Genomic DNA, 20,626 nt, shown 5'->3' with positions numbered 1-20,626 from the left:
GGGTCAGTTCAAAAAAAGCGGGGCTCATGGCTGGGCGCTCCAGCCGCCGGCAGGGGCGGCGAAACGATAGACCACGGGGCGTTTTTCACCATCGGCGCGCGCGCCGAAATTATTGTCGATACCCAGCCAGGCACCCTCGGCATCCACCACCAGGGCTTCGGCCAGGCCATAGGCTTGGGGGTAACGCCGTTCGGGCGTCAACGTCTCATCGGCAAACGACCAGCACAGTTCGACCTTGGCCGTGACCGCATCGCGCCGGCAAATCTGGAACGCATTGCGCTCAAGGGTGAACAGCTTGCCGTTGAACAGCGCCAGGTCGGCGAAGTCCTTGGACACCGCCTTGGCATTGAGGAACTTGGCCGGCTGCACTTCCTGGCCGGCCTCGCTCAACAACACACACGGACCGTCACAGTCCCACAGGCTTTGCGGACGCTTGATCGAAATCAGCCCGCGTCGCTCACGCTCCGCCGCCAACCACATCTGATTGCCTTCGGGGTTGATCGCCAGGCCTTCAAACAACGCGTTGAAGTGCAGCAACATGCCGCTCGCCCGGGCCTCCCTGACCATGCTCGGGGCAATCTTCAACCACTGCGGCGCACCGGTCACCGGCACTTGCAGCACCGCCGCATGGGCTTCGCTAACGATGTAGCGGTTACCGGCGGCGTCGCAGGTGATGCCTTCGAAATCCAGGTCGCCACCGCGAATCAACGAGGCGGCTTTGGTGCGCGAACGCAAGCCCCAAGGCAGCCCGGACTCCGGCACCGGCGGCACGTCGATCTTGACCGCTTCGGCTTGCCAGGTCGGCGCGCTGATATCCAGGCGGTAGATCTGGTCGTCATCACGGTCGGAGACTGTCCACAATGCCTGGCCACACAGCGCCAGGCCCGACAGGTTTCCGCCACGCATGCCGTCCACCGGGTGTTCGGACACCAGCTTGAGCTCAGCCACGGGCGCGGCAACCACGTGGGTGGTCACCAGCCCGCTCACTATCAGGATCGCCAGGGCGAAACCTGTGCGCATCAGCCCAGAACCTCAGCCAGGTTGCCTTTGGATTCCAGCCAGGACTTGCGGTCCGGCGCGCGTTTCTTCGCCAGCAGCATGTCCATCATTTCCGAGGTGGCGGCGAAGTCATCCAGGGTCAACTGCACCAGGCGCCGGGTGTTCGGGTCCATGGTGGTTTCGCGCAGTTGCGGCGGGTTCATTTCACCCAGGCCTTTGAATCGCGTGACCTGTGGCTTACCGCGTTTTTTCTCGGCCACCAGGCGGTCGAGAATGCCGTCACGCTCGGCCTCGTCCAGGGCGTAGAAAATCTCTTTGCCCAGGTCGATGCGGTAAAGCGGCGGCATGGCGACGTAGACGTGACCGGCATCCACCAACGGGCGGAAATGCTGGACGAACAGCGCGCACAGCAAGGTGGCGATGTGCAGGCCGTCGGAGTCGGCGTCGGCGAGGATGCAGATTTTGCCGTAACGCAGCTGACTCATGTCCGCCGCGCCTGGATCAACGCCAATGGCCACGGCGATGTTGTGCACTTCCTGGCTGGCCAGGACTTCGCTGCCGTCGACTTCCCAGGTATTGAGGATCTTGCCGCGCAACGGCAGGATCGCCTGGAATTCTTTGTCCCGCGCTTGTTTGGCGGAACCGCCGGCGGAATCACCTTCCACCAGGAACAGCTCGGAGCGCATCGGGTCCTGCCCGGCGCAATCAGCCAGCTTGCCGGGCAGCGCCGGGCCCTGGGTGATGCGCTTGCGCTCGACCTTCTTGCTGGCTTTCAAACGACGGCCGGCGTTGTTGATCGCCAGCTCGGCCAGGGCCAGGCCCAATTCCGGGTGCTCGTTGAGCCACAGGCTGAAGGCATCCTTGACCACACCGGAAACAAACGCCGCCGCCTCACGGGACGACAGGCGCTCTTTGGTCTGGCCAGAGAACTGCGGCTCCTGCATTTTCATCGACAGCACGAACGCAATGCGCTCCCACACGTCTTCCGGTGCCAGCTTCACGCCACGCGGCAACAGGCTGCGGTATTCGCAGAATTCGCGCATGGCATCCAGCAAACCTTGGCGCAAACCGTTGACGTGGGTGCCGCCCTGGGCGGTAGGGATCAGGTTGACGTAGCTTTCCTGCACGCTGTCGCCACCTTCCGGCAACCACAGCAGCGCCCAGTCGACCGCTTCTTTATTACCGGCCAGACTGCCGCAGAACGGCTCGTTGGGCAGGCGTTCAAAATCGCTGACGGAGTCTTCCAGGTAGGAGCGCAGGCCGTCTTCGTAGTGCCACTCGACCTTCTCGTTAGTGCCTTTGTCTTCAAAGGTCACCAGCAGGCCCGGGCACAGCACGGCCTTGGCCTTGAGCACGTGCTTGAGGCGGCTGATGGAGAATTTCGGTGAATCGAAGTATTTCGGGTCCGGGGCAAAGTACACGCTGGTGCCGGTATTGCGCTTGCCAACGGTGCCGATCACCTGCAGGTCGGTGGCTTTGTAGCCATCGGCAAAGGTCATCTCGTACTCGTTGCCGTCGCGCTTGACCTTGACCCGCACGTGGTTGGACAGGGCGTTGACCACGGAAATACCCACGCCGTGCAAGCCACCGGAGAACTGGTAGTTCTTATTGGAGAACTTGCCGCCGGCGTGCAGCTTGGTGAGGATCAGCTCAACGCCCGACACCCCCTCTTCCGGGTGAATGTCCACCGGCATGCCGCGACCATCGTCGGACACTTCCAGGGAGTGGTCAGCGTGAAGGATGACATGCACCGATTTGGCGTGCCCGGCCAAGGCTTCGTCGACGCTGTTGTCGATGACTTCCTGGGCAAGGTGGTTCGGCCGACTGGTGTCGGTGTACATGCCGGGGCGTTTGCGCACCGGGTCGAGGCCCGAGAGGACTTCGATGGCGTCGGCGTTATAAGAGCTAGCGCTGGGAGTGGCCATGGGGTCTCGTCGTGAGTCGTTCGATTAAATAATGACCTGCGATTCTTACAATGAAGAAAAATCGAAGGATTGATACTGATCTGCGCCAATGCCGGCAAAGCTCAACATGGCCGGTAATTGCTGGGCGAACCCCTGGTACCCATGGTCGCCGCCGGCCTGGATGCGCAAGGCACAGGCCCGGTAGTACTGCTGGGCGAGGCGATAATCCAGTGTTTCATCGCCGGTCTGCAACCACACCTGATAACGCGCGGCGTCCTGGGGAGCCGGTACTTCCAACTCAGCCAGCGCCGTGACGTGGTCGTGGGTCAGTTCCCAGGTTTCATCGGTGTAGAGGTTCTTCTGGGTGCCCAGGTAACCGTCGAACATCCGATGAGGGCTGACCGCCGGGTTCACCAGCAACGCCTTGAGGCCATGGCGTTCGGCAAGATGGGTTGCATAGTAGCCGCCGAGTGAGCTGCCGACTAGCAGTGGCCGCCCCAGTTCGGCGATAGCCGCTTCCAACTGAGGAATCGCCTGACGGGGATGGTGATGCAGGGCCGGTACGCGCAGTTGCTCGGCCAGGCCAAGGTTGTCCATCACGGTGATCAGCTGGCTGGCCTTGTTGGACGCCGGCGCGCTGTTGAAACCGTGGATATACAGGATCGAAGCGGACATGCCGGGCTCTCCATGACTCAGCCAAAGAGGCGCAGTTTACAGGGATCCAAGCCTTGTGTGATGACCTCAGCCTTCAATACACCGAAGATCCAATGTGGGAGGGGGCTTGCGCCCGATAGCGGTGGGTCAGCCAGCCTATGTATTGCCTGGCACCCCGCTATCGGGAGCAATCCCCCTCCCACATTTTTGATCGGTGTTTACAGCTTTTAGTAGCCGTTGCTGCCGTAGTCCACGGTAAATTCGAAGTCTTGGACACGCTCCACCCCCGTCTCCAACCGTCCGTCGGCATGCAGGCGCAGCCAGCGATACCCCGGCGCTTGCTCACTGACCTTGAAATCCTCGCTGCCCGGCGCGAACTGGATGCAGGTGGACGGCGACGCCAGCAGGCGCACGCCGTCACGCTCGCGATCGATCTCCTGATGCACGTGCCCCCAAAGTACCGCGCGCACGTGGGGGAAACGATCGAGCACGGCAAACAGGGCTTCAGGGTTGCGCAGGCCAATCGGTTCCATCCAGGCGCAACCGATGGACACCGGATGGTGGTGGAAGCACACAAGGTGGTGAAGGTTCGGCGCTTCGCTCAGGGCCTGGGCGAGCAGTTGCAGTTGGCTGTCCTGAAGGTAACCGGGCACCGAGCCGGGTACAGCGGAGTCCAGCAGGGTGACGCGCCAATGGCCGATATCGACTACCGGCTCCAGAAAATCGCTGTGCACGGCAGCACGGGCCATGATCTGCGGCTCATCGTGGTTACCCGGAATCCAGCGCGTTGGGGCGCCGATGGGGGCAGTCATATCGCGAAACTGCTGATACGACTCCAGCGTGCCGTCCTGGGAAAGATCCCCCGTGGCCAGCACCAGGTCGATCCGCGGCTGCTGCGCGCGCGCCAGCTCGATCACACTTTGCAGGCTGTCACGGGTGTTCATGCCCAGCAACGTGCCGTCGCCCTCGGCAAACAGATGGCTGTCGGACAGTTGCACCAGCAACGCTGAACCGTCGGGGTTCACAGTGGATACGCTCGGCAAGGCGCTCTCCCAAGGCAATCACAGTAAAGGGTCGTTTGGCGTGATTATGCTGGGGCAGGACACAAAGGGGAAACCCAGGAAGCGGACGCAGTTCACATCTACCGCACAGCTTCGAACTCATGGCCCAGGGCCAGGCAGTGGCTCAACCATTCACCGAGGAACACATTGAGCTGTGCTTTCTCATCGGGTTGGTGCATGAACACGTTAGGGTAAGGATAGATGCTGCGAAAGCGTCGCGCATGTTCGGCGCTGATCACTTCGGCCATCCGCGCATCGTGGTACACCTGTACTTCCAGCTGCGGTACCGGCAGCCACGGCAGGCTGTGTTCCTGGCGCACGCGCAGGGTGGTGGTGTAGGGGCAATTGACGATGACTTCCAGGGCCAGCACGCCGAGCATCTGGTCGCCATGGGTGACGCCGATGCGCCGCGCCTCGGGGGCGTGGCGCATGTCGGGGAGCAGGCGCATCAGCCGCGCATAGTTGGCCTCGCACGCCGCTTGCAGCCCGATCAGGTCGACTCGATAACGTTCCCGTGCCTTTACTGCCATAACCCCCTCACTTCCGCGCGATTAAGCGCAAGCCATTGCAGGGCGATAATGCTGGCTGCGTTGGAAATTTTGCCGTCACGCACCGCTTGCAGGGCGTCTTCGAAGGCCCATGCGGTGACGCGGATATCTTCAGCTTCTTCTTCCAATCCATGGACGCCACCCGCGCCCGAGCTGTCGCAACGGCCCAGGTACAAATGCACGAGTTCAGTACTGCCACCGGGCGATGGAAAATATTTAGTGATCGGCCACAGCGCGGAGAATGTAAGCCCAGCTTCCTCCTCGGCTTCGCGGTGTGCAACCTCCTCGGGCTCTTCGTCCTTGTCGATCAGGCCAGCGACCATTTCCACCAGCCACGGGTTGTCGGTGCGGCCCATGGCGCCGACGCGAAACTGCTCGATCAACACCACTTCATCGCGCTGCGGGTCGTAGGGCAGCACGCACACGGCGTCGTGACGAACGAAGACTTCCCGATTGATCACCCGGCTCATATCGCCATCGAATTTCTCGTGGCGCAGCTGCACACGGTCAAGCTTATAGAAGCCCTTGTAGGCATTTTCGCGCTGAACAATCTCGATCTTGCTCGGCGTCGATTTTGCAAAGTCCGTCATGTCCCATCCTCGTTTAGCCTGCGCAATGGGCGCCATCCTAACGCGCTCCTGCACCTTGGCGCAGCCCCTTTCCGGTTGCCGGGATAGACGGCGGGCGTCAAACACACTCTAATCAGCTTAGTGGCGAACTGACTGCCGTGCTGGCAGTCGAAGCTGCACAAATTTCGCTCTTATCGATAGACGAAGGACTTACATGTCGCTTTTAAAAATCGCCTCCGTGGCCTGCATCGCATTGACCCTCGGCGCTTGCCAGAGCCTGTTCCAACCGAGCTTCAAGACCCCGCTGGAAGCCACTCGCGACGCCACCGAGCAAAGCAAGCCAGGCTGCGCCAGCGCCGACTGCCCGCTGGTGAATATTGACACGGTGCACTTTGCCAAGGAGCCCAAGCTCGATGCGCTGATCGAACAGCGCCTGCTGGAAATGACCAGCACCAGCCCGAACGACCCGCTGCCGACCAGCCTTGACACCTACCGAGAGCAATTCCTGCGCACCGCCGCCCCGCGTAACAGCATGTACTTGCAGGCCAAGGTACGTGAGCAGCATGACGGCTTGGTGATCATCGAGCTGTCCAGTTACCTGGACCAGGGCGCCACCCACGGCGAGCCTGGCCGTGCCTTCATCAACTATTCGCGCCAGCAACAAAAAGCCCTGACCCTGACCGACATGCTGTTACCCGGCAAGGAAGACGCGTTCTGGAAAGCCGCCCAAGTGGCACACAACAGCTGGCTGATCAGCACCCGCCTGAGCCTGGAGCCGGAGTATGTGAAGACCTACCCCTTCCAGAAAACCCCAAACGTGGCGCTGACCTATGGTGGCGTGATCCTCAAGTACCCCACCAGCACCATCGCGCCGTATGCCCTGGGCCATGTCGAGTTGCAGATCCCCTACTCGCGCCTCGATGGCATCCTCAGGCCTGAGCTGGTGCCGGCGCGCCGCTGAAGGCCCGCCCCAGGATGAACTGCAACAGCCCTGCCAGCACCAGCGCCGGCAGGGTCGCGCCGATGTCCGGATACAGATTGGCCAGCAGGTGGTAAGTCGCGATGCCACCCAGCCAGGCCAACAACGCCGGCCAACGCAGAGCGGCGATCGCCCCTCGGCCACGGCGACGCAAGATGAAGTGATCCACCAACACCACGCCAAACAGCGGCGCAAAAACCGAACCGATCAGCAGCAGGAAGTTCTGGTACTGGGCCAACGGCGCAAAACAGGCGATCAGGGTGCAGATCACACCGATGGCCAGCGCCAGGTGCTCAACCTTCAAGCGCAACAGAATCCCGCTGGACACCGCCGCCGAGTGGATATCGGCAAAGGCGTTTTCCGACTCGTCCAACAGGATCAGCAACAGCGGAATGCCCAGGCCCGCACCGGCCAAGGCCAGCAATAGCGCATTCACCTCACCGCTCGGCGCGAACGCCAGGGTGTAGGCCACGCCCAGGCTCATCAGCCAGAAGTTACCGATAAAGAACCCCAACGCCGTCCCTCCAAACACGCTTTTTGCGCGCGTGCCGAAGCGTGAGTAATCGGCAATCAGCGGCAGCCATGAGAGCGGCATGGCGATGGCGATATCAAAGCCCACCGCGAACGGCATCGAACCGTCACCGGCCTGGGCCCAGAGAGCGGCGAGGTCGGCCTTGGCGAACAGGTTCCAGGTCAGCCACAGGCAGGCAGCGAGCAGCAGCCAGATACCCCATTTGCGCAGGATCTGGCGCACGAAGGTCAGTGGACCGCTGACCGCCAACAGGGTCGCCAGACCGCCAAAAAACAGGGTCCACAGCAATGGGCTGGCCAGCAGGCTACCGTCGCTGAACGCCCGCGTGCCCAACAGACTGGCCGCGTCGCGCATCACGATGATTTCGAAAGAGCCCCAGCCGATCAGTTGCAGCAGGTTGAGCAGTGCCGGCAGGCTCGCTCCCTTGGCGCCCAGGCTGAGCTTGAGCGCGGCCATGGCGGACAGGCCGGTATCACTGCCGATCACGCCGACGGCGGCCAGCAACAGCACGCCGACCAGGGTGCCAAGCAAAATCGCCAACAACGAGCCGGACAGCCCCAGGCCCGGCGCGAGTAACGCGCCGGTCTGCAGGACCATCAGGCCGATGCCGAGGGAGAACCATAGGGAGAACAGGTCGCGGGCGCCGAAGACGCGTTTGTCAGCGGGAACCGCGATGTCCGGGGAATAGGTGCTGGGTTGAATGCTCAAGGGGGTTATCTCTGAGGAATATTGTTGTAAGCCCTTGTGGCGAGGGAGCTTGCTCCCGCTGGGTGGCGAAGCCGCCCCACAACCGGCAACCGAAGCGTGTCAGTAAAAACACCCTTGCAGGGAGTGGGAGTGCTGTGCACTCCAACGGGAGCAAGCTCCCTCGCCACAGGTCTGGGGTCAGACCTTTTTGTACAGCTGACTGCCTTCCTGCTTGAACCGCTCCGCCTGTTCGGCCAAGCCCTTGGCCACCTCCACGTCCACCGTTTCAATCCGTTGGTTGGCCGCGTATTCACGCACTTCCTGGGTGATTTTCATCGAGCAGAACTTCGGCCCGCACATCGAGCAGAAATGCGCGACCTTGGCCGAGTCCTTCGGCAGGGTTTCATCGTGATACGAACGCGCGGTGTCCGGGTCCAGGCCGAGGTTGAACTGGTCTTCCCAGCGGAACTCGAAGCGCGCCTTGCTCAAGGCGTTATCGCGGATCTGCGCGCCCGGATGGCCTTTCGCGAGGTCAGCCGCGTGGGCAGCGATCTTGTAGGTGATGATCCCGGTCTTCACGTCATCCTTGTTCGGCAAGCCCAAGTGTTCCTTGGGCGTGACGTAGCAAAGCATGGCGCAACCGAACCAGCCGATCATTGCCGCACCGATGCCGGAGGTGATGTGGTCGTAGCCCGGCGCGATGTCGGTGGTCAGCGGGCCGAGGGTGTAGAACGGCGCTTCGTCACAGCACTCGAGCTGCTTATCCATGTTCTCCTTGATCAACTGCATCGGCACGTGGCCAGGGCCTTCGATCATGGTTTGCACGTCGTGCTTCCACGCGATCTTGGTCAGTTCGCCCAAGGTTTCCAGCTCGCCGAATTGCGCGGCGTCGTTGGCGTCGGCAATCGAGCCCGGGCGCAGGCCGTCACCGAGGGAGAAGCTGACGTCGTAAGCCTTCATGATTTCGCAGATTTCGTCGAAATGCGTGTAGGTGAAGTTCTCTTTGTGGTGCGCCAGGCACCACTTGGCCATGATCGAACCGCCACGGGACACGATGCCGGTGACGCGCTTGGCGGTCAGCGGCACGTAGCGCAACAGCACGCCGGCGTGGATGGTGAAGTAGTCGACGCCCTGCTCGGCCTGCTCGATCAGGGTGTCGCGGAACAACTCCCAGGTCAGGTCCTCGGCGGCGCCGCCGACTTTTTCCAGGGCCTGGTAGATCGGCACGGTGCCGATTGGCACGGGCGAGTTACGGATGATCCACTCGCGGGTTTCATGGATGTGCTTGCCGGTAGACAGGTCCATCACCGTGTCCGAGCCCCAGCGAATGCCCCAGGTGAGTTTCGCCACTTCTTCTTCGATGGACGAACCCAGGGCGCTGTTGCCGATGTTGCCGTTGATCTTCACCAGGAAGTTACGGCCGATGATCATCGGTTCCAGTTCGGTGTGGTTGATGTTGGCCGGGATGATCGCTCGGCCACGGGCGATTTCTTCGCGCACAAATTCAGGGGTGATGATTTTCGGCACGCTGGCGCCGAAGCTATGGCCGGCGTGTTGCTGGTCGAGCAGGCCGCTGGCGCGGGCTTCTTCCAGCTTCATGTTTTCGCGGATGGCGACGTATTCCATCTCGGCGGTGATGATGCCTTTGCGTGCGTAGTGCATCTGCGTGACGTTGGCACCGGCCTTGGCGCGGCGCGGGTTTTTCACGTGGGCGAAGCGCAGGGCGGTCAGTTCGGCGTCGCTGAGGCGCTGTTGGCCAAAATGCGAGCTGAGGCCGGACAGGCGCTCGGTGTCACCACGCACTTCGATCCACGGCGAGCGCACATCGCCCAGGCCTTTGCGCACATCGATGATCACATTCGGGTCGGTGTACGGGCCGGAGGTGTCATAGACCACCACGGGGGCGTTGATTTCACCGCCGAAGTCGGTGGGAGTGACGTCCAGGCTGATTTCGCGCATCGGCACGCGGATGTCCGAGCGAGTGCCCTGCACGTAGATTTTTTGCGAGCGGGTAAACGGCTGCACGGAGCCGGAGTCGACCTTGGCCGATTCACTCAAGTGCACGGTGTTTTTCAGTTTTGTACTTTTTATTTCTGTGCTCATCACGGGCTCTCCAACTATCCAGGCGGTGGATTTTTGTCGGAGCGAACCTGTGACGGATGGACGCACTGAAACCAGTGCTGTGCTAGGCACGAGGGCTGTTCGATGGTCGAACAGCATCCCGGACGAAGCACAAGAGGACTCGCCGGGTGACGAGAAATCTTGTTCCCTACGCAGGCGCTAACCTGATCAGGTTCAACGGGATCCGGTATTTACCGATCTCAGCCTTCCAACAAGGCACCCCGACAAGAACGCGGCCAGTCTAGACCATGCCATGGGGAAATTGCCAATGGCGGTGCATTCAGCGTGATGAATGGCTCTTTTGCAGGATTGTTGTGTGGTGATCGCGCCACTACACTCGGTGACTGCTCAAGCCCTTGACGCTAGGCGTTCGCCGCCTTAGCCTTGAGCGCCAAATTACAATCGTAATATTCAAACTAGGGATCGCCTCATGCTGCGCAAACTTTCACTGGCTCTCGCCGTGTCTTGTGCGACCAACGGAATGGTCTGGGCAGCTGAAGCGCCCTTGTCCGCCAAAACTGACTTGGTCAGCGTCTACCAGGAAGCGGTGGACAACAACGCCGACCTGGCCGCTGCCCGCGCCCAGTACGGCGCGCAAAAAGAAGTGGTGCCCCAGGCCCGCGCCGGGCTGCTGCCCAACCTGTCGGGCGGTGCCGATATCAACAACGTGCGCACCCAGATCGACACCCCGGCCGCCACCGCCAACCGCGATGCGCATTCCTGGCGCGCGACCTTGAGCCAGCCGCTGTTCCGCGCCGACCGCTGGTTCCAGTTGCAGGCTGCCGAGGCCACCAACGAACAGGCCGCGCTGCAATTGTCGGCCACGGAACAAAACCTGATCCTGCAAAGCGCCGAAAGCTACTTTGCCGTGCTGCGCGCCCAAGACAACCTGGCCTCGACCAAGGCCGAAGAAAACGCCTTCAAGCGCCAGCTGGACCAGTCCAACGAGCGCTTTGACGTGGGCCTGTCGGACAAGACCGACGTGCTGCAATCCCAAGCCAGCTACGACACTGCCCGTGCCAATCGGATCCTGGCCCAGCGCCAAGTGGAAGACGCCTTTGAAGCACTGATCACCCTGACCAACCGCCAGTACAACTCGATCCAGGGCATCGTCCACACGCTGCCGGTGCTGCCACCGCTGCCGAACGACGCCAAGGCCTGGGTTGAAACCGCCGGCCGCCAGAACCTTAACCTGCTCGCCAGCAACTACGCCGTTACCGCCGCCGAAGAAACCCTCAAGCAGCGCAAGGCCGGGCATGCCCCGACGCTCGACGCAGTGGCGCAATATGAAAAAGGCGATAACGACGCCCTTGGTTTCAGCAACCCGAATGCCTTCGGCACCCCCTATCGCGGCGATGTGGAACAACGCACCATCGGCCTGCGCCTGAACATCCCGCTCTACAGCGGTGGGCTGACCAGTTCACAAGTGCGTGAATCCTACTCGCGCCTGGGCCAGACCGAGCAACAGCGCGAAGGCCTGCGCCGCCAGGTGGTGGAAAACACCCGCAACCTGCACCGTGCGGTGAACACCGATGTGGAACAGGTGCAGGCACGCCGCCAGTCGATCATCTCCAACCAGAGCGCGGTGGAAGCCACGGAAATCGGTTACCAGGTGGGGACGCGCAACATCGTCGACGTCTTGGATTCCCAACGCCAGCTCTACGCATCGGTGCGCAACTACAACAACAGCCGCTATGACTACATCCTCGACAACCTGCGCTTGAAGCAGGCGGCGGGCACCTTGAACCCAGGTGACCTGCAGGACTTGGCGCGCTACCTCAAGGCTGACTACAACCCCGACCGCGACTTCCTGCCGCCGGACCTGGCCAAAGCGGCGGCCGAACAACTCAAGGCCCGCCCCGCCAACTGAATCCACTGCAAACCCATGTGGGAGGGGGCTTGCCCCCGATAGCAGAGTGTCAGGCACTGTATAGGTGACTGATCTACCGCCATCGGGGGCAAGCCCCCTCCCACATTTGGTTAGGTGGTGATTCAGTTAGCTAGCAGTCGACCTAAACCATCCAGTAAACGCCTCAACGCGCCTTGATTGGCCTGCATCACCTTAAGGCCTGCCTGCGCCATCTTGCGGGCATCCTGCGGCAGTTCGAACAACTGCCGTACGGCCTCAGCCAATCCTTCGGCGTCCTCCACTTCTCGCAACGCACCCGCTTCACGCATCATCGCGGTGATTTCGAGGAAGTTGAACACGTGGGGGCCCATCATCACCGGCTTGGCCAGCGCGGCCGGCTCCAGCGGGTTATGCCCACCGGTCGCCACCAGGCTGCCGCCGACAAAGGCGCTGTCGGCCAAGGCATAGAGAAACAGCAGCTCGCCCATGGTGTCACCGAGCAACACCGAAGTGCCCGCCGTGACCGGCTCGTCGCTGGAACGACGCACCGTGGTAAAACCTTGCTGTTCACACAGTTCGAACATCGGGCCGAAGCGTTCCTGGTGACGCGGCACCAGAATCAGCAGCGCGTTGGGATAGCTTTCGAGCAGTTGACGATGGGCGGCCAGCACCACCTCATCTTCACCTTCATGGGTGCTGGCGGCGATCCACACCGGACGCTCGCTGGCGCCCCATTGCTCGCGCAACGCAGCCGCACGCACCGGTAATTGGGGGTCGATGGTCAGGTCGAACTTGATCGAGCCAGTGACTTCAACGGTTTCCGGTCGGGCGCCGAGGCTCAGGAAGCGCTGGGCTTCGGTCTGCGTCTGCACGGCGAACAAGCTCATCTCAGACAGCATCGGCGCCGTCAGCTTGGCAAAGCGCGCGTAACCCTTGGCCGAGCGCGCCGACAACCGCGCATTCGCCAATGCCACCGGAATGCCACGCTGGGCGCAGGCGTGGATATGGTTAGGCCAAAGCTCGGTTTCCATGATCACCGCCAGTTTCGGCTGCACACGATCAAGGAAGCGCTTGGCGGCGCACGGCAAGTCATAGGGCAAGTAGCAGTGCTGGATTCGAGGTTCATTGGCAAACAGTGCCTGGATGCGCTCGGAACCGGTCGGCGTCATGCAGGTGACGGTGATCGGCAACGTCGGATAGCGTTCCAGCAACCCGCGCACCATCGGCGCGGCAGCGATGCTTTCGCCCACCGATACCGCATGCACCCAGATCCCGCCCGGCTGCATCACCGGCAAGCCATAGGAAAAGCGCTCGCCAACGCGCTTGGCGTAGGCCGGCGCCTTGCGCGCGCGCAGCCACAGACGTAAAGCCACCAAGGGCAGCGCCAGGTAAAACAGACAGCTGTAGAGAGTTCTATTCATGGCGGCGGAGTTTATCGGCTTTTTCAGTCGATCGCCTGCAAGCACTCGGCAAATCGTTTGGCCAGGAAGCGCGCGGCGGGCCCCAGATGCTCGTCGCGTCGCCACACCAGCTCCACCACCAGGGCCGGTGGCGTCCATTCGCTGTCCAGTTCCACCATCTGTTGCTGATAGGTCGGGTACTGCACGATATGCCGGGGCAGCCAGGCCCAGCCCAGGCCACTCATCAACCATTCGGCCAGCACGTAGAAACTGTCGGCACGCCACACCAGCGGACTGGCCGCTTCGCTGCCGGGGTAGACACTGGTCTGGGTCGACATCAGCAACTGCCGGAACTGCGCCAGGCGCTGGCAGGTCACGTACGTTTCCTTGGCCAGCGGGTGATTCACGCCGCACACGGTGACCATCTCCACGCTGCCGACCACCCGCCGCTCGAGGGCTTCGGGGATCTGGTCGTGATAGAACAGCAAGCCTAAATCAGCCTGGCGCTCCACCAGTTTGCGCGCCACATCGCCCTGGGCCGCGCTGGACAGTTGCACCTCCAGCAACGGGTATTGCACGGCCAGTGCCTCCAGGCTATCGAGCACCGGCTGGAACAACATCGCTTCATCCTGGGCCAGGCGCAGGCAAGCCTCCTCGCCGCGTGTCAATGACAGCGCTCGACCATTGAGCCGCTCGCACTGGCGCAGCACTTCGCGCGCCTCCTCCAGCAACACGCTGCCGGCTTCGGTCAGCCGCGGCTGGCGGCCGCTGCTACGCTCGAACAGGCTCACGCCCAGGTCCGTCTCCAGCATCGCAATCGCGTTACTGACCGCCGATTGGGCCTTGCGCTGCTGGCGCGCTACCGCCGAAAACGAACGCTGCTCGGCGACGCTGACAAATAGGCGCATCTGCTCCAGATCCCATTGCACGCTCATGGCTCAACCCATCTCTAATTCGGATAGGTAATGACTTTACCCCATCTGATTGAAGGCTAGAATGCCAGCCTTATCTGATTGCATTACCCCGAGGATTGACCCATGAACGCCGCTTACTGCTACCTGGCCATTGCCATCTGCTCGGAAGTGATCGCCACCGTTTCCATGAAAGCCATCAAGGGCTGGAGCACGCCGATCCCACTGCTGCTGGTGATCGTCGGCTACGGCGTGGCGTTCTGGATGCTGACGCTGGTCGTGCGCACGGTGCCGGTGGGCGTGGCCTACGCGGTGTGGGCCGGGATGGGCATTGTGATGGTGAGCATCGCGGCGCTGTTTATCTACGGGCAGAAGCTGGATATTCCGGCGATGCTGGGGATGGGCCTGATTGTGCTGGGCGTGGTAGTGATTCAGCTGTTCTCGAAAACCGCCGGGCACTGACCACCTCTCAACAGCCTGTATACTGCGCCTCTTGTCTTGAACACTGAGGTCGCCCATGCCATCCGTTATTTCCACCGACGTTCTGATTGTCGGCGCCGGGATTGCCGGCCTCTGGCTGAATGCGCGCCTGCGCCGCCAGGGGTTTTCCACGGTGGTGGTGGAAAGCGCCACCTTGGGGGGTGGGCAAAGCGTGAAGTCCCAGGGGATTATTCACGGCGGTGCCAAATACGCCCTGCACGGCGCGCTCACCGGCGCTTCCGAAGCCATTGCCGATATGCCGCGCCGCTGGCGTGAAGCGTTGGCGGGCAGTGGCGAGCTGGACCTGTCCGGCGTGCGCTTGCTGTCCGAAGCGCATTACCTGTGGTCCCCCGGCACCCTCGCCGGCAACCTCACCAGTTTTTTCGCCAGCAAGGCCGTGCGCGGCCGTGTCGACCAGGTCAAGGGCGACGACCTGCCCCCGGCCCTGCAAGACCGCCGCTTCAAGGGCAAGGTCTATCGCCTGGCGGAGCTGGTCATCGATGTGCCCAGCCTGATTGATCGCCTGGCGCAACTGGCCGGCGATGGTTTGCTTGCCGGGCAACACATCGAACCGTTGCGCGAAGGCGACGCACTGGTAGGCCTGAAGGTCGACGGTCGCGAGATCCGCGCCCAGCGCATCGTGCTGAGTGCCGGCGCCGGCACGGCTGATCTGCTGTCCGCGCTGGGCCTGAGCCAGCCGGCCATGCAGACGCGCCCCTTGCACATGATCATCGCCAAAGGCCCCGGCCTGAAACCGCTGTACGCGCACTGCCTGGGCGGCGGCACCAAGCCGCGCATCACCGTCACCACGCACCCTGCGGCGGATGGCAACTGGGTCTGGTACATGGGTGGCGACATCGCCGAAGCCGATGGCGTGGCCCGCACACCGCAGGAACAGATCGCCACGGCCCAGAAAGAGCTGGCGCAATTGCTGCCGTGGATCGACATGAGCCAGACCCAATGGGCCACGCTGCGCGTCGACCGTGCCGAGCCGCTGCAATCAGGCCTGAGCCGCCCCGACAACGCCTTCCTCGCCGAGCAAGGCCGTCTGCTCGTGGGCTGGCCGACCAAACTGGCGTTGGCACCGGACTTCGCTGATCGCGTCATCGGCAGCCTTGAACGTGACGGCATCCGCCCAAGCGCCAGCGAGCCGTTGCCCGACCTGCCAAAACCCGCCATCGGCGTACCTGCCTGGGAGCAATTGTTGCCATGAGCCTACCCACCCTGCACGACCTGCATCGCCCCCTGGGCAGCACCGGCCTGTTGGTCTCGCCGCTGGGCCTGGGCACCGTGAAGCTGGGGCGCGACCAAGGGGTCAAATACCCCAGTGGCTTCCAGATTCCCGGTGACGACGAAGCCCGCATGCTGTTGCGCCAGGCTCGCGAACTGGGGATCAACCTGATCGATACCGCGCCGGCCTATGGCATGAGCGAGGAACGCCTGGGACCGCTGCTGCGTGACCAGCGCAAGGACTGGGTGATTGTCAGCAAGGTCGGTGAAGAATTCGAGAATGGCGCGTCCAGCCACGACTTCAGCGCCGCTCACACGCGGATGTCCATCGAGCGCAGCTTGAAACGACTTGAAACTGATTTTATCGACCTGGTGCTGGTGCACTCCGACGGCAACGACCTGCACATCCTCAACGACTGCGAGGTGTACGACACGCTGGCGGCGCTGAAGCAGGAAGGCAAGATCCGTGGTTTCGGCTTCTCCGGGAAAACCGTCGAGGGCGGCGTGAAGGCTCTGGAACAGGGCGATTGCGCCATGGTCACCTACAATCTGAACGAACAGGCCGAGAAAGCCGTCATTGAGTATGCAGCGGCCCACGGTAAGGGCATCCTGGTGAAAAAAGCCCTGGCCAGCGGCCACGTGTGCCTGGAGCCGGGAATGGATCCAATTCGTGCCAGTTTCATGTTGTTGTTTGCGCAAACGGGCGTCGCCAGTGCTATTGTCGGGACCATTAATCCGCTGCACCTGGCCCATAACGTGGCGACCGCTGCCCAAGTCATTCGTCAACTCTGATGCCGCCGACGCGGCCGACCCCGTCGCAAGAAGGAGCCGACATGCCGCGAACGCTCATAAGAAAAAACCCCAGCAACTTTAAAACACTGCCGCTGCACGTCGAAGCCACCCCCGAAGGCCTGAGCTACCAGAGCGTCGGCATGCCGCTCAACTTTGCCCAGACCCTGCAACGGCGCAAGCCGGTGGAGGTGGCCGACCCCGAGCGCTTCGCCCTGGAACTGGCCAACCTTGGCGTGTCGGTGCGCCTCACCCTGCATTGGCAAAACAAGGACTATTGGGTGCTGGTGCGCCAGCGCCGCCAGGACCGTGGCGACGTGGTGCTCAAGCTGATCTCCGGCTACGTGCCCGCCCATGAACTGAACCTGCCGCTGCACACCGCCATCCAGGAAATCGCCGAAGAATGCCTGCTGGAGACCCCGGAAGGCTGGCTCAGCGGGCGCTTCAACGACACGTGGTTGCCGGCGCCATACTCGGCCGCGCTGCATTACCGCGAAGCCCTGCCCTTTCGCCTCAGCCCGCTGTCCGGTGCAGCCCGCCCGGTTCGATGCGCCACCACGCAGTTGATCGAACGCCCGCGCGCCTATGTGCACCTGCCCACCGCATCGCTGCAATTGATTTACGACCTGCGTCTTGAAGTCCCCAAGGAAGCCAAATCCCTGAGCCTGTTCCATGTGGACGAGCGCCTGGAAGGCGACCAACTGGTTGCCCGCCTCGACCGTCAGCGCCCCGACCTGTATCTGATGCCGCTGAAAGACGGCCAACCCCAGGCTGAGCTCTACACGGTCAAGAAAGACCAGCTGTACCCAGCGAGCACGCGGGGTTTGTACCTGGCGGAAAGCTTCGCCCAGCAGGAAGGTTGGCTGGTGCGTGAGGAGCGGATTCGCTGGAAGGATTGGCTGCGCCAGCAAGGCCTGGCAGCACCTGAGAAAGAATCGAAACTAAAGCGCCTGGCCCAGCGGGTACTGCGCAAGATCGTGCCGAAGAAAAAAGCCAAGGGCTGAATCAGACTGTAGTGAGCGGGCTCGCCCCGCGCTGGGTGGCGAAGCCGCCCCAACAGGGCCGCCTCATTGTGTCAGGCACACTGCGTTGTCGGGTTTGGGGTGGCTTCGCCACCCAGCGCGAGGCAAGCTCGCTCACTACACATTGCGTCAGCCGTTGAGCAAGCGCTGATTATTCGCCCGCGAGAGGATTGGCTACGCAAACCAAGGGCTAAGGACTGTAGTGAGCGGGCTTGCCCCGCGCCGGGTGGCGAAGCCGCCCCAACAGGGCCGCCTCATTGTGTCAGGTACACCGCGTTAAGCGCTGGTTATTCGCCCGCGAGAGGATTGGCTACGCAAACCAAAGGCCAAGGACTGTAGTGAGCGGGCTTGCCCCGCGCTGGGTGGCGGAGCCGCCCCAACAGGGCCGCCTCATTGTGTCAGGCACACTGCGTTGTCGGGTTTGGGGTGGCTGCGCCACCCAGCGCGAGGCAAGCTCGCTCACTACACATTGCGTCAGCCGTTGAGCAAGCGTTCCAGTCCGACCTTCAACGAGGTGGGCTCGGGCAGCGTGAAGCTCGCCAGCAAGCGCTGGTTATTCGCCCGCGAGTGGCGGATATCACCAGAGCGCGCCGGCCCGTAAGTGATAGTCGGCACCGTGCCCACCACTTCTTCCAGGGCCTGCAACACTTGCTTGAGCGTAGTGGTGCGGTTCCAACCCACATTGATTGCGCCCAGCGGCGCGGCTGGCGCTTCGATGGCCTGCACCAGCACATCCACCAGGTCTTCCACGTACATGAAGTCACGGGTTTGCTCGCCATCGCCAAACACGGCAATCGGCACGCCCTGCTGCACGCGCTCGCTGAAGATACTGATCACGCCGGAGTACGGCGATGAAGGATCCTGGCGTGGCCCGAAGATATTAAAGAAGCGGAAGATCACCGGCTCCAGACCGTGCTGGCGGCGGTAGAAGTCGAAGTAGTGCTCGCTGGCCAACTTGTCGGACGCATAGGGCGTCAACGGCGCCTTGGTGGTCTCTTCGTCAATCGAAGCACCCTCGCCATTGTTGCCATACACCGCAGCGCTGGAGGCATACACCACGCGTTTGACGCCTGCTTTGCGCATGGCTTCGCAGACATTCAAGGTGCCGACGAAATTGCTCTGGTGCGTGCTGACTGGGTCATCCACCGACGCCTGCACCGAGGCCACGGCCGCCAGGTGCACCACCGCTGTTGCGCCGACGGCAGCACGGGCTACCAAATCGGCATCGGCCACATCACCTTCCAGCAGTTCGACGCGCGGATCGTGCAACGGCAAGTTACTGCGCTTGCCGGTGGACAGGTTGTCCAGCACCCGCACGCCGTAGCCCTTGGCAAGCAGCGCATCGACCAGGTGCGAGCCGATAAAACCGGCGCCGCCGGTGATAAGAACCTGCTTACTCATTGTTGCGGATCTTCTCGACAATGGCGGTGGTCGAGCTGTTCTCGACCAAGCCCAGTACTTTGACCTTGCCGCCGTAGGCACTGACGATATCTGCCCCCACGACCTGGTCGACGGAATAATCGCCGCCTTTGACCAGCACATCCGGCTTGACCTGGGCCAGCAGGTTTTCCGGGGTCGCTTCCGGGAAGCTGATCACCCAGTCCACCGCACCCAGGCCAGCCAGCACGGCCATGCGCCGGTCGACACTGTTGATCGGGCGGCCAGGGCCCTTCAGGCGGCTCACCGAAGCGTCGTCGTTGACCGCAACGATCAGGCGATCGCCTTGGGCACGCGCTTGTTCAAGGTAAGTCACGTGACCGGCGTGCAGGATGTCGAAGCAGCCGTTGGTGAACACAATGCTTTCGTTGTGGGCACGCGCATCGTCAATCGCCAGCAGCAGCTGCTCGATGGTCAGCACTCCACGTTCCGAACCTTCGGAACGCTGGATCGCACGGCGCAATTCAGGCGCGCTGATCGCGGCGGTACCCAACTTGCCCACCACGATGCCCGCCGCCAGGTTGGCCAGGGCCACGGCGTGGGGCAGTTCTTCGCCCGCCGCAATCGAGGCGGCCAGGGTGGAAATCACGGTGTCGCCAGCGCCGGTGACGTCGAACACTTCACGGGCCCGTGCTGGCAAGTGCATGGCCGGGTGGCCGGGGCGCAGCAAAGTCATGCCGTGCTCGCCACGGGTCACCAGCAAGGCGCCCAGGTCGAGGTCGGCCATCAGCGCCGCGCCCTTGGTCACCAGGTCGTGCTCATCGGCGCAACCGCCGACGATGGCTTCGAACTCGCTGAGATTAGGCGTGATCAGGCTGGCTCCACGATAAATCGAGAAGTCCTTTCCCTTGGGATCGGCCAATACCGGGATGCCTTTGGCCTTGGCGGCCTGGATCAGTTCCTGGTGGTTCTTCAAGGCGCCTTTGCCGTAGTCCGACAACACCAGCACCTTGACGCCTTCGAGCAACTCGTCGACTTGACCGTTCAGGGCCAGGGCGTCGGTGGCGAAGGGTTCTTCAAAATCGATACGCAGCAATTGCTGGTGACGGCTCATGACCCGCAGCTTGACGATGGTCGGCTGGTGGGCAATGCGCTGGAACAGTGCGCGCACGCCAGCACCGCGCAAGCTGTTGGCCAGGCTTTCGGCGGCTTCGTCGTCGCCGGTCACACCGACCAGGGAGGCCGGGGCGCCGAGGGCGGCAATATTAAGGGCAACGTTGGCAGCGCCACCTGGACGGTCTTCGATTTGCTCGACCTTGACTACCGGTACCGGCGCCTCAGGGGAAATCCGTGAGGTACCGCCATGCCAGTAACGGTCGAGCATGACATCGCCGACCACCAAGACAGGGGCTTGATCGAATCGCGGCATGGACAACTTCATGGAGCAACCCACATACAAAATGAACAGGGGCGCGATATTAGCACAGGGTTACAGGAGGCTTGTGGAGCAGTGA

General features: G+C 62.3%; 18 protein-coding genes and 1 riboswitch. Of the genes, 6 read left to right on the top strand and 12 right to left on the bottom strand.

From position 1 onward, the window contains the following. Positions 1 to 24: 24 nt before the first annotated feature. The 6 genes from ACI512_RS05855 to ACI512_RS05830 all read right to left on the bottom strand — a co-directional run bounded on the left by ACI512_RS05855 (position 25) and on the right by ACI512_RS05830 (position 5,756). Positions 25 to 1,020 (bottom strand): esterase-like activity of phytase family protein, encoded by a 996-nt coding sequence (locus tag ACI512_RS05855; protein WP_236379844.1) that lies wholly within the window; start codon positions 1,018 to 1,020, stop codon positions 25 to 27. Next, positions 1,020 to 2,924 (bottom strand): DNA topoisomerase IV subunit B, encoded by a 1,905-nt coding sequence (gene parE / locus ACI512_RS05850; RefSeq protein WP_046033920.1) that lies wholly within the window; start codon positions 2,922 to 2,924, stop codon positions 1,020 to 1,022. The genes ACI512_RS05855 and parE overlap by 1 nt, the downstream gene beginning before the upstream one ends. Positions 2,925 to 2,969: 45 nt before the next feature. Continuing rightward, a complete protein-coding gene (locus ACI512_RS05845; RefSeq protein ID WP_064053993.1) occupies positions 2,970 to 3,578 on the bottom strand; it encodes a YqiA/YcfP family alpha/beta fold hydrolase in 609 nt (202 codons plus the stop codon). A gap of 206 nt (positions 3,579 to 3,784) precedes the next feature. After that, a complete protein-coding gene (gene cpdA, locus ACI512_RS05840) occupies positions 3,785 to 4,600 on the bottom strand; it encodes a 3',5'-cyclic-AMP phosphodiesterase (RefSeq protein WP_236379842.1) in 816 nt (271 codons plus the stop codon). Positions 4,601 to 4,698: 98 nt separating this feature from the next. Further along, entirely contained in the window at positions 4,699 to 5,148 is a 450-nt protein-coding gene (locus ACI512_RS05835) for a DUF1249 domain-containing protein (RefSeq protein ID WP_012721893.1), read from the bottom strand. Further along, the gene (locus tag ACI512_RS05830; RefSeq protein WP_236379840.1) at positions 5,139 to 5,756 is read right to left on the bottom strand and encodes an NUDIX domain-containing protein; all 618 of its coding nucleotides are present in this window, start codon (positions 5,754 to 5,756) and stop codon (positions 5,139 to 5,141) included. The genes ACI512_RS05835 and ACI512_RS05830 overlap by 10 nt, the downstream gene beginning before the upstream one ends. Positions 5,757 to 5,949: 193 nt before the next feature. Between ACI512_RS05830 and ACI512_RS05825 the strand changes: the two genes are divergently transcribed. After that, positions 5,950 to 6,696 (top strand): RsiV family protein, encoded by a 747-nt coding sequence (locus tag ACI512_RS05825; RefSeq protein WP_064053995.1) that lies wholly within the window; start codon positions 5,950 to 5,952, stop codon positions 6,694 to 6,696. Here the strand turns inward: ACI512_RS05825 and cytX are convergent. Together cytX and thiC are read right to left on the bottom strand one after the other, a co-directional pair. Next, the gene (gene cytX / locus ACI512_RS05820; protein WP_236379838.1) at positions 6,665 to 7,954 is read right to left on the bottom strand and encodes a putative hydroxymethylpyrimidine transporter CytX; all 1,290 of its coding nucleotides are present in this window, start codon (positions 7,952 to 7,954) and stop codon (positions 6,665 to 6,667) included. The genes ACI512_RS05825 and cytX overlap by 32 nt on opposite strands. A 177-nt stretch (positions 7,955 to 8,131) precedes the next feature. After that, on the bottom strand, positions 8,132 to 10,036 hold the full coding sequence (thiC, locus tag ACI512_RS05815; protein ID WP_236379836.1) for a phosphomethylpyrimidine synthase ThiC: 1,905 nt from the start codon (positions 10,034 to 10,036) through the stop codon (positions 8,132 to 8,134). Positions 10,037 to 10,182: 146 nt separating this feature from the next. After that, a riboswitch (TPP riboswitch) is annotated at positions 10,183 to 10,288 on the bottom strand. A gap of 196 nt (positions 10,289 to 10,484) precedes the next feature. Between thiC and ACI512_RS05810 the strand changes: the two genes are divergently transcribed. Next, a complete protein-coding gene (locus tag ACI512_RS05810; protein ID WP_012721888.1) occupies positions 10,485 to 11,924 on the top strand; it encodes a TolC family outer membrane protein in 1,440 nt (479 codons plus the stop codon). Between the two features lie 122 nt (positions 11,925 to 12,046). On the opposite strand, the gene waaA is transcribed toward ACI512_RS05810, so the two are convergent. Both waaA and ACI512_RS05800 read right to left on the bottom strand, forming a co-directional pair. Beyond that, positions 12,047 to 13,324, bottom strand: coding sequence for a lipid IV(A) 3-deoxy-D-manno-octulosonic acid transferase (gene waaA, locus ACI512_RS05805; protein ID WP_236379834.1), 1,278 nt, complete (start codon positions 13,322 to 13,324; stop codon positions 12,047 to 12,049). A gap of 23 nt (positions 13,325 to 13,347) precedes the next feature. Continuing rightward, positions 13,348 to 14,238: a LysR family transcriptional regulator gene (locus ACI512_RS05800; protein ID WP_012721886.1), complete on the bottom strand. Its 891-nt coding sequence runs from the start codon at positions 14,236 to 14,238 to the stop codon at positions 13,348 to 13,350. A 102-nt stretch (positions 14,239 to 14,340) separates the two neighbouring features. Between ACI512_RS05800 and ACI512_RS05795 the strand changes: the two genes are divergently transcribed. From ACI512_RS05795 to ACI512_RS05780, 4 genes are read left to right on the top strand one after another with little or no spacing between them, the layout of a single operon-like run. After that, positions 14,341 to 14,676, top strand: a complete 336-nt coding sequence (locus tag ACI512_RS05795) for a multidrug efflux SMR transporter (RefSeq protein WP_012721885.1) — start codon at positions 14,341 to 14,343, stop codon at positions 14,674 to 14,676. A 55-nt stretch (positions 14,677 to 14,731) separates the two neighbouring features. Then, positions 14,732 to 15,907, top strand: a complete 1,176-nt coding sequence (locus ACI512_RS05790) for an FAD-binding oxidoreductase (RefSeq protein WP_236379832.1) — start codon at positions 14,732 to 14,734, stop codon at positions 15,905 to 15,907. Next, complete coding sequence (locus tag ACI512_RS05785) at positions 15,904 to 16,716, top strand: aldo/keto reductase (RefSeq protein WP_012721883.1); 813 nt, start codon at positions 15,904 to 15,906, stop codon at positions 16,714 to 16,716. The genes ACI512_RS05790 and ACI512_RS05785 overlap by 4 nt, the downstream gene beginning before the upstream one ends. A gap of 41 nt (positions 16,717 to 16,757) precedes the next feature. After that, the gene (locus ACI512_RS05780; protein WP_012721882.1) at positions 16,758 to 17,717 is read left to right on the top strand and encodes a hypothetical protein; all 960 of its coding nucleotides are present in this window, start codon (positions 16,758 to 16,760) and stop codon (positions 17,715 to 17,717) included. Positions 17,718 to 18,209: 492 nt separating this feature from the next. On the opposite strand, the gene ACI512_RS05775 is transcribed toward ACI512_RS05780, so the two are convergent. Both ACI512_RS05775 and hldE read right to left on the bottom strand, forming a co-directional pair. Continuing rightward, entirely contained in the window at positions 18,210 to 19,136 is a 927-nt protein-coding gene (locus ACI512_RS05775) for an NAD-dependent epimerase/dehydratase family protein (protein WP_231808754.1), read from the bottom strand. Further along, entirely contained in the window at positions 19,129 to 20,553 is a 1,425-nt protein-coding gene (gene hldE, locus ACI512_RS05770; RefSeq protein WP_012721880.1) for a bifunctional D-glycero-beta-D-manno-heptose-7-phosphate kinase/D-glycero-beta-D-manno-heptose 1-phosphate adenylyltransferase HldE, read from the bottom strand. Before hldE ends, ACI512_RS05775 begins: the two co-directional genes overlap by 8 nt. Positions 20,554 to 20,626: the final 73 nt, after the last annotated feature.

The organism is Pseudomonas petroselini (assembly GCF_045037875.1).
In the GTDB taxonomy this organism is placed as follows: domain Bacteria; phylum Pseudomonadota; class Gammaproteobacteria; order Pseudomonadales; family Pseudomonadaceae; genus Aquipseudomonas; species Aquipseudomonas petroselini.
The sequence above is the reverse complement of the archived record's forward strand: the minus strand, read 5'-3'. Positions and strand labels throughout refer to the sequence as shown.

Coding starts and splice junctions, on each gene's coding strand:
- ACI512_RS05800 (WP_012721886.1), bottom strand. CDS start 14,238: ATGAGCGTGCAATGGGATCTGGAGCAGATGCGCCTATTTGTCAGCGTC.
- ACI512_RS05795 (WP_012721885.1), top strand. CDS start 14,341: ATGAACGCCGCTTACTGCTACCTGGCCATTGCCATCTGCTCGGAAGTG.
- ACI512_RS05775 (WP_231808754.1), bottom strand. CDS start 19,136: ATGAGTAAGCAGGTTCTTATCACCGGCGGCGCCGGTTTTATCGGCTCG.
- parE (WP_046033920.1), bottom strand. CDS start 2,924: ATGGCCACTCCCAGCGCTAGCTCTTATAACGCCGACGCCATCGAAGTC.
- waaA (WP_236379834.1), bottom strand. CDS start 13,324: ATGAATAGAACTCTCTACAGCTGTCTGTTTTACCTGGCGCTGCCCTTG.
- ACI512_RS05830 (WP_236379840.1), bottom strand. CDS start 5,756: ATGACGGACTTTGCAAAATCGACGCCGAGCAAGATCGAGATTGTTCAG.
- ACI512_RS05810 (WP_012721888.1), top strand. CDS start 10,485: ATGCTGCGCAAACTTTCACTGGCTCTCGCCGTGTCTTGTGCGACCAAC.
- ACI512_RS05855 (WP_236379844.1), bottom strand. CDS start 1,020: ATGCGCACAGGTTTCGCCCTGGCGATCCTGATAGTGAGCGGGCTGGTG.
- thiC (WP_236379836.1), bottom strand. CDS start 10,036: ATGAGCACAGAAATAAAAAGTACAAAACTGAAAAACACCGTGCACTTG.
- hldE (WP_012721880.1), bottom strand. CDS start 20,553: ATGAAGTTGTCCATGCCGCGATTCGATCAAGCCCCTGTCTTGGTGGTC.
- ACI512_RS05790 (WP_236379832.1), top strand. CDS start 14,732: ATGCCATCCGTTATTTCCACCGACGTTCTGATTGTCGGCGCCGGGATT.
- ACI512_RS05835 (WP_012721893.1), bottom strand. CDS start 5,148: ATGGCAGTAAAGGCACGGGAACGTTATCGAGTCGACCTGATCGGGCTG.
- ACI512_RS05845 (WP_064053993.1), bottom strand. CDS start 3,578: ATGTCCGCTTCGATCCTGTATATCCACGGTTTCAACAGCGCGCCGGCG.
- ACI512_RS05825 (WP_064053995.1), top strand. CDS start 5,950: ATGTCGCTTTTAAAAATCGCCTCCGTGGCCTGCATCGCATTGACCCTC.
- ACI512_RS05780 (WP_012721882.1), top strand. CDS start 16,758: ATGCCGCGAACGCTCATAAGAAAAAACCCCAGCAACTTTAAAACACTG.
- ACI512_RS05785 (WP_012721883.1), top strand. CDS start 15,904: ATGAGCCTACCCACCCTGCACGACCTGCATCGCCCCCTGGGCAGCACC.